The 5,985-nt window shown below is 42.9% G+C and carries 4 protein-coding genes and 3 pseudogenes; 5 read left to right on the top strand and 2 right to left on the bottom strand.

What is annotated here, in order from left to right:
• Nucleotides 1–388 precede the first annotated feature (388 nt).
• Nucleotides 389–1,323 (top strand): annotated as a pseudogene (locus tag FTT98_RS17090) (IS5 family transposase).
• 252 nt (nucleotides 1,324–1,575) lie between these two features.
• On the top strand, nucleotides 1,576–1,830 hold the full coding sequence (locus tag FTT98_RS17085) for a TIGR03643 family protein (RefSeq protein ID WP_130132672.1): 255 nt from the start codon (nucleotides 1,576–1,578) through the stop codon (nucleotides 1,828–1,830).
• Here FTT98_RS17085 and FTT98_RS17080 read toward each other — a convergent pair.
• A complete protein-coding gene (locus FTT98_RS17080; protein ID WP_160241406.1) occupies nucleotides 1,827–1,979 on the bottom strand; it encodes a DUF2256 domain-containing protein in 153 nt (50 codons plus the stop codon). The genes FTT98_RS17085 and FTT98_RS17080 overlap by 4 nt on opposite strands.
• 3 nt (nucleotides 1,980–1,982) lie before the next feature.
• Complete coding sequence (locus tag FTT98_RS17075) at nucleotides 1,983–3,506, bottom strand: cryptochrome/photolyase family protein (protein ID WP_180177595.1); 1,524 nt, start codon at nucleotides 3,504–3,506, stop codon at nucleotides 1,983–1,985.
• 383 nt (nucleotides 3,507–3,889) lie between these two features.
• Here FTT98_RS17075 and nudC point away from each other — a divergent pair, with 383 nt between their 5' ends.
• The 3 genes and pseudogenes from nudC to FTT98_RS17065 all read left to right on the top strand — a co-directional run.
• A complete protein-coding gene (nudC, locus tag FTT98_RS17070; RefSeq protein WP_171324809.1) occupies nucleotides 3,890–4,663 on the top strand; it encodes an NAD(+) diphosphatase in 774 nt (257 codons plus the stop codon).
• Between the two features lie 152 nt (nucleotides 4,664–4,815).
• Nucleotides 4,816–4,938, top strand: a pseudogene (locus tag FTT98_RS18390) (IS4 family transposase); the annotation flags it as partial.
• A 61-nt stretch (nucleotides 4,939–4,999) separates the two neighbouring features.
• A pseudogene (locus tag FTT98_RS17065) lies at nucleotides 5,000–5,841 on the top strand (IS3 family transposase); the annotation flags it as partial.
• Between the last annotated feature and the right edge of the window lie 144 nt (nucleotides 5,842–5,985).

Below are 5,985 nucleotides of genomic sequence, written 5' to 3'. Positions count from 1 at the left end.
TGTTCAAATGGCTATTCTACGTTTGATTGGTTTTGGAAAAAAAGAAGAATTTAAGAAAGTGCTAGCAATTTTAAGAAAGAAAAAGCCTGATAGGACAAGGATCCTATGAAATTTGTCGTGTACAGAGTAATAAAATACAAGAGAACTTACAGCATACAAGTTACACCAAGCATTATTTTTTGAACCAAATAGTTTTACCATTTTTTCAAACAGGCTATGCAGGTTTTATTAAGTAGATTGAAACCTCAGACTATTCACGTTTCCAAACAGAACCTTATTCAATTTTATAAAGACCCGATATGGAAAACCGAAAAGAGAAAAAACAGAGCTGAATGGCTTTGTTGCACAAAGCTGTTCTTGAGGGCTTTTTCAGCGATATAATTTTCAAATGAAGAAGCCTACATACAAAATCTACCGCACAACCAATTGGCCCGCATATAACCGAGCACTCATGAGTCGCAGAAATATTGCCATTTGGTTTGATTCTGCTACGCAATGGTATGCGCCATCAAAAGGCAAACAAGGGCGAAATCAAACCTACTCCGACGCAGCCATCCAATGCTGCTTAATGATTAAATCCTTATTTCGTCTGTCTTTACGTATGGTTACTGGCTTTGTGCAAAGTCTGATTAAACTTTGCGGATTAAATTGGATAGCTCCAGATTACACCACGCTTTGTAGAAGACAAAAGCATATTGATATTGTAATCAGCTACCAAAAAAGTAGCGATGGGCTGCATCTACTCATAGACTCTACAGGCATGAAGTTTCTAGGTGAGGGCGAATGGAAGCGCAAGAAACATGGACCTGAATATCGTCGCCAATGGCGTAAGCTTCATATTGGTATCGATGCTAAAACCCTACAAATACGCGCTATTCAGCTCACAACCAATAATGTCAGTGATTCACAGGTACTGGAAGATATTTACTTGCTCAAATCCCTTTAGATGAACAAATCGATTCTGTTTATACTGATGGCGCTTATGACACCAAACAATGTCGTCAGGTCATTGCAGATCGGCAAGTGTATGCAGTAATTCCACCTAGAAAAAATGCGAAACCATGGAAAGATACAAAGAGTAGCTCGCTAGAGCGAAATGAATTACTTCGAACAGTTACACGTTTAGGCAGGACACTATGGAAAAAATGGTCCGGCTATCATTGCCGAAGTTTGGTCGAAACTAAGATGTATTGCATTAAATTATTAGGCGATAAACTCAGTGCAAGGAGTTTTGATAGCCAAGTGAATGAGATTCATACACGTGTAGTAGTCCTCAACAGATTTACGGAATTAGGTCGGCCACTTACCCAAGTTACGCCTTAAATTTGGCTCAATTAGGGGCGCTTTGCATTTCAAATCTTTGTGCAACAAAGCCCTTTTAAGTCCTTATGGATATTCGACTTATAGAGGTAACTAAGACTTAACAGGGCTAGTTTAACTAGCCCTTTTAGTCGTGCTGAGTCCCTAAACTACAGAAAAATCACAAAAAATTCATGATTGTACTGTTATTCTTTTAGTCAAATTAAAGTCGATAAAGCTTATTGACGCTTCATGATGATTAAAAACGAGAATAGTATGAATCAATTTTCTGAAGAAGACGTTTCCAGAATTATAGAAATGGCTTGGGAAGATCGAACTCCTTTTGAAGCTATTTTATGTGAGTATGGTTTAAATGAAGCGGCGGTGATCCGCTTGATGCGGCAAAATATGAAAGCATCGAGTTTTAAAATGTGGCGTGAACGCGTCACCGGCCGAAAAACCAAACATCTGCAACTGCGTTCACCCGACGTGATACGGGCCTATTGTTCACGGCAATACAAGCGTTTCTAAGCGTTTGATTTTGACCGCTGTCTGGACTCACGTTTACATCGTTCAGAACAGTATCTGACTTCCTCCCAGCAGCGTTGCCATTTTTTGCGCCAAGTAAAAGGACGCAAGCAGTGGATGCAGATTTTTTCAGGAAGATGCTGTTTTTTCATGGTTTATAACTCATCAATCCGGCTAAGAAGCTGCTGGGCATGGATGATAATCTTCTGCCGATCTTTCAGTTTGTCCAGCTGACGATAGATCATGCCCATACGTGGATGAGTACGGAATGTCGCTTCATGCCGGATCATGAAATACCAGTACAGGCTGTTGAAAGGACAGCTGTCCGGTTCGGTACGGGTTTTGACATTGTAGCTACAGTGCTTGCAGTAATCCGACATCTTATGGATATAATTGCCCGAAGCCCCATAGGGTTTGCTGGCCATCAAGCCGCCATCGGCATGCATCACCATGCCCAAGGTGTTCGGTAGTTCTACCCATTCATAGGCGTCGGCATATACTGCTAGATACCACTCACTGATCTGCTTCGGATCTATACCAGTTAATAAGGCAAAATTTCCAGTCACCATCAAACGCTGAATATGATGTGCATACGCATGCTGAAAAGTATTACGGAAACACTCAGCCATGCACTTCATCTGAGTGCGGCCAGTCCAGTAAAATTGTGGCAAAGGGGTTGAGTACTGCAGCGCATTGCGGCTGGCATACTCAGGCATGTACAGCCAGTAAACTCCGCGGACATATTCGCGCCAGCCGAGGATCTGCCTGATAAAACCTTCCACTGCATTCAGTGGTGCATGACCTTCATGGTAGGCAGCTTCTGCCGCATCACAAACTTCTTTGGGCAGTAACAGACCACAATTTAGATAAGGCGAGAGCAGGCTGTGAAACAGCATGTCTGCACCCTGAACCATGGCATCCTGATAATCTCCAAAATGCGGCAAACTGTGGGTAATGAAATGCTCCAGTGCAAGCAGAGCATTGCTACGTGTGGTGGCCCAGCGGAAGTTGTCAAGGCTGCCAGCGTGAAGTGGAAACTCGCGCTCAACCAGTTGCATTACATCCAGATCAATCTGATCGCGTTCAAAATGAAGTGTTGGAGGCAATGGTGGAGTGCCTGACCATGCCTTGCGATTGGCGCTGTCATAGTTCCACTGTTGTCCAAGTGGCTGCTGTCTCTGCATCAAATAACCGGTCTGTTTACGCATTTCCCGGTAAAAATATTCCATGCGCAACGTCTGGTAACGGCTGGCCCAGTGCCGGAACTGTTCCGGGCTACAGAAAAAACGATCGTCATCCAGACATTGTACCGGCAGTTGCAGCTGCTGGCTCCAGTGCTGTTCAATCTGCTGCTGCAGGCGGTATTCCCCGCATCGGGTCATTACCAATTCTGTGACGGGGAAGAGCAGTTGCTGTGCCTGTACGAAATCCAGCAGGCTACGAATCGGACTGCTGGACTGAAAGGCATGGTAACGTACACGCCAGCCTTTCGCTTTGAGCTCTTTGGCAAAATGCCGCATCGCGCTAAAAATCAGGGCAATTTTCTGCGGATGATGGGCGACATAAGTCGCTTCCTCAACCACTTCGGCCATCAGGATCACATCCCGGGTACGGTCTAGCGCTTTAAGCGTAGCAAGCTGATGATGAAGTTGGTCACCCAGAATTAAACCGAAACGCATAGCCTTTCCAGACCCGATCAAAGATAGCCTAGTCTATAGCCAGCCAGTTCAATTTTTTGTGAAAATACAGATCAGTCCGCATGTTCAGTTAATTCAGCCCGACCAGATGATCTGGTGACATTGCAAAGGAATCATGATTGCTACAATAACAGAGTGTCCATCTCTATAATGTTAGAGCCAGTTAATGAAACTCGCTTCGCATTATTCCTGAATACATAAATGTTGTGAAAATTATGTGATTTTAATCAAAAAGATACAAATTATTATGGTTGTAATTCAGGCAGCGTGCGCTTAGTATCTAAAGAGAAGTTACTCTATGTAAGCTTCCTTAGTTTTGTCCCATACACCCCAATGTATGGGATTTTTTTTAATCAGTGGATGTCATGAGCATGCATTCAAAAGCGTATATTTTTAGACAGCAGCAATTAATGGTGGATGAGCATTTTCAGTTGCCGCTGGTAGCAAGACTGCAGCACGACTTGGATCTGTCGGAAAATGGCCAGGTTATTGCACGGGATCTAAAAGAAAATGAATTAGTACCTGAAGGCTATCAACTAGTCCCGATCCGGCAATTGGTGCAGGTCTGGAGCAGGCCACAGTTTGAACAAGCCAGTCGCGCTGTGCAGTTGCTAGAGTGGCGCCGTAATCACCGCTTTTGCAGTAAATGTGGCCACCCGACCCAGCAGCACGTCAGTCACTATGCTATGGTCTGCCCATCCTGTGGTTATAACCAGTATCCGCGTGTGAATCCTTGTGTGATCACTATCATTACCCGAGGTACAGATGAAATTCTGCTGGCAAAAAATGCTCGTAACAAAACCCAGATGTACAGCCTGATTGCCGGATTTGTCGAAGTGGGCGAAACCCTGGAGGAGGCGGTACGCCGTGAGACGATGGAAGAAGTGGGACTACAAATCAAAAATATTCAATATCTAGCCAGTCAGCCGTGGCCGTTTCCCAGCAATTTGATGATGGCCTTCAGGGCAGAATATCATGCAGGCGAGATTCAGATTCAGGAAAATGAACTCAGCGATGCGCAGTTTTTTAAGTTTGATCAGTTACCCGAGATTCCGTTCAAGGGCAGTATCGCCTATGCCATGATTCAGCATGTGATGCATGGCACACCTGTTGCCGATGACAGCAAAGAATGGCTTTGAAATTTTGAACAAATATAGTGTGCATTCTCGCTCTTTTAAGGGCGAGTTAAGCCACTAGAAATTTAAAATTATTATATTAGTTCTTTGTACACGACAAAAAAGATAACTCATTGAAATAATGGCATAATACTTGTTTTCTGACGACGAATATGATGACACATTTCAATGAGTTACATCTCATCTTAAACAAATATCTAAAGTGGAACAAGTCACATGCAAAATGTTTTACACTGATTATGCTTGCATTAATTGTAAAACAGACATGTGATCCTAGCCAAAATAATGGACACATAGTCCCTCTAAAGATAACGTAACGTTAACTTTGGAGATGTAAAAATGGCTAAACGCTTTAGTCCAGAATTTAAACAGCAAGCAATTGATTATGCGCTTTCAAACTCACACGAGTCTGTAGCTGCAATCGCCCAGAAATTAGGTGTGGGTTATTCAACATTAGATAAATGGATTCGTGAAGCTAACCCAACAGGTTCAAGTAAACGTCAACTCTCACCAGAACAACAGCGCATTCTAGATTTAGAGAAAGAGGTCAAACAACTCAGGGAAGCCAATGACATTTTAAAAAAGGCGCATGTGTACTTCCTAACAGATCATGCCAAGAAAAGTACACGGTAATTCAAGGTCTAGCTGTGACAGAAATTAAGGTTTCTTCTGCCTGTAAATGCCTAGGTGTTAGCACTTCGGGATACTATGCTTGGCGGAAGCGACAGATTTACGCTACTCAAAAATATACTGATTTAAAAGCTGTATATTGGCAACACCATGCTCGCTTAGGAGCACCTTCATTAGTTCATGACATGCATGATTTAGGTTACTGCATGAGTGAACGTACAGTTGGAAGGATACTAAAAAAGCTTAGTTTACGCAGCAAGATTTCCCGCAAATATAAGCATACAACTGATTCAAATCATCGTTTGCCGACGGCATCGAATTTGTTAGATCGCCAGTTTACAGTCACTCGGCCAAATAGAATTTGGACGACCGACATAACGTATATTCACACCAAAGAAGGTTGGTTGTACTTATGCGTGATACTAGATTTATTTAGTCGTCGTATTGTGGGTTGGCAAACCAGCCATCTAATAGACCGTCAATTGGCGTGTGATGCATTTAATTATGCAATGGCTCGTCAGGGGTATCCAATGGGTGTCATGGTGCATTCCCTTGCGAAGCAGTGCTTCTTGTATCTTGATTGATATAGTGATTAGCTACCACTATACGCAAATTGTAGAGTTTGGAGTGCTGCTAAAATCTTAAATTTGAACCTGAGATAAAACCTACAATTTGCCCTTATCCCTCATACAACT

This window comes from Acinetobacter sp. YH12039 (assembly GCF_013420015.1).
GTDB classification, from domain to species: Bacteria; Pseudomonadota; Gammaproteobacteria; order Pseudomonadales; family Moraxellaceae; genus Acinetobacter; species Acinetobacter amyesii.
This window is presented reverse-complemented; position numbering and strand designations above follow the sequence as displayed.

Excerpts from the sequence above, each read along its gene's own strand:
- FTT98_RS17080 (WP_160241406.1), bottom strand. The coding sequence starts at position 1,979 with ATGAAAAAACAGCATCTTCCTGAAAAAATCTGCATCCACTGCTTGCGT.
- nudC (WP_171324809.1), top strand. The coding sequence starts at position 3,890 with ATGAGCATGCATTCAAAAGCGTATATTTTTAGACAGCAGCAATTAATG.
- FTT98_RS17085 (WP_130132672.1), top strand. The coding sequence starts at position 1,576 with ATGAATCAATTTTCTGAAGAAGACGTTTCCAGAATTATAGAAATGGCT.
- FTT98_RS17075 (WP_180177595.1), bottom strand. The coding sequence starts at position 3,506 with ATGCGTTTCGGTTTAATTCTGGGTGACCAACTTCATCATCAGCTTGCT.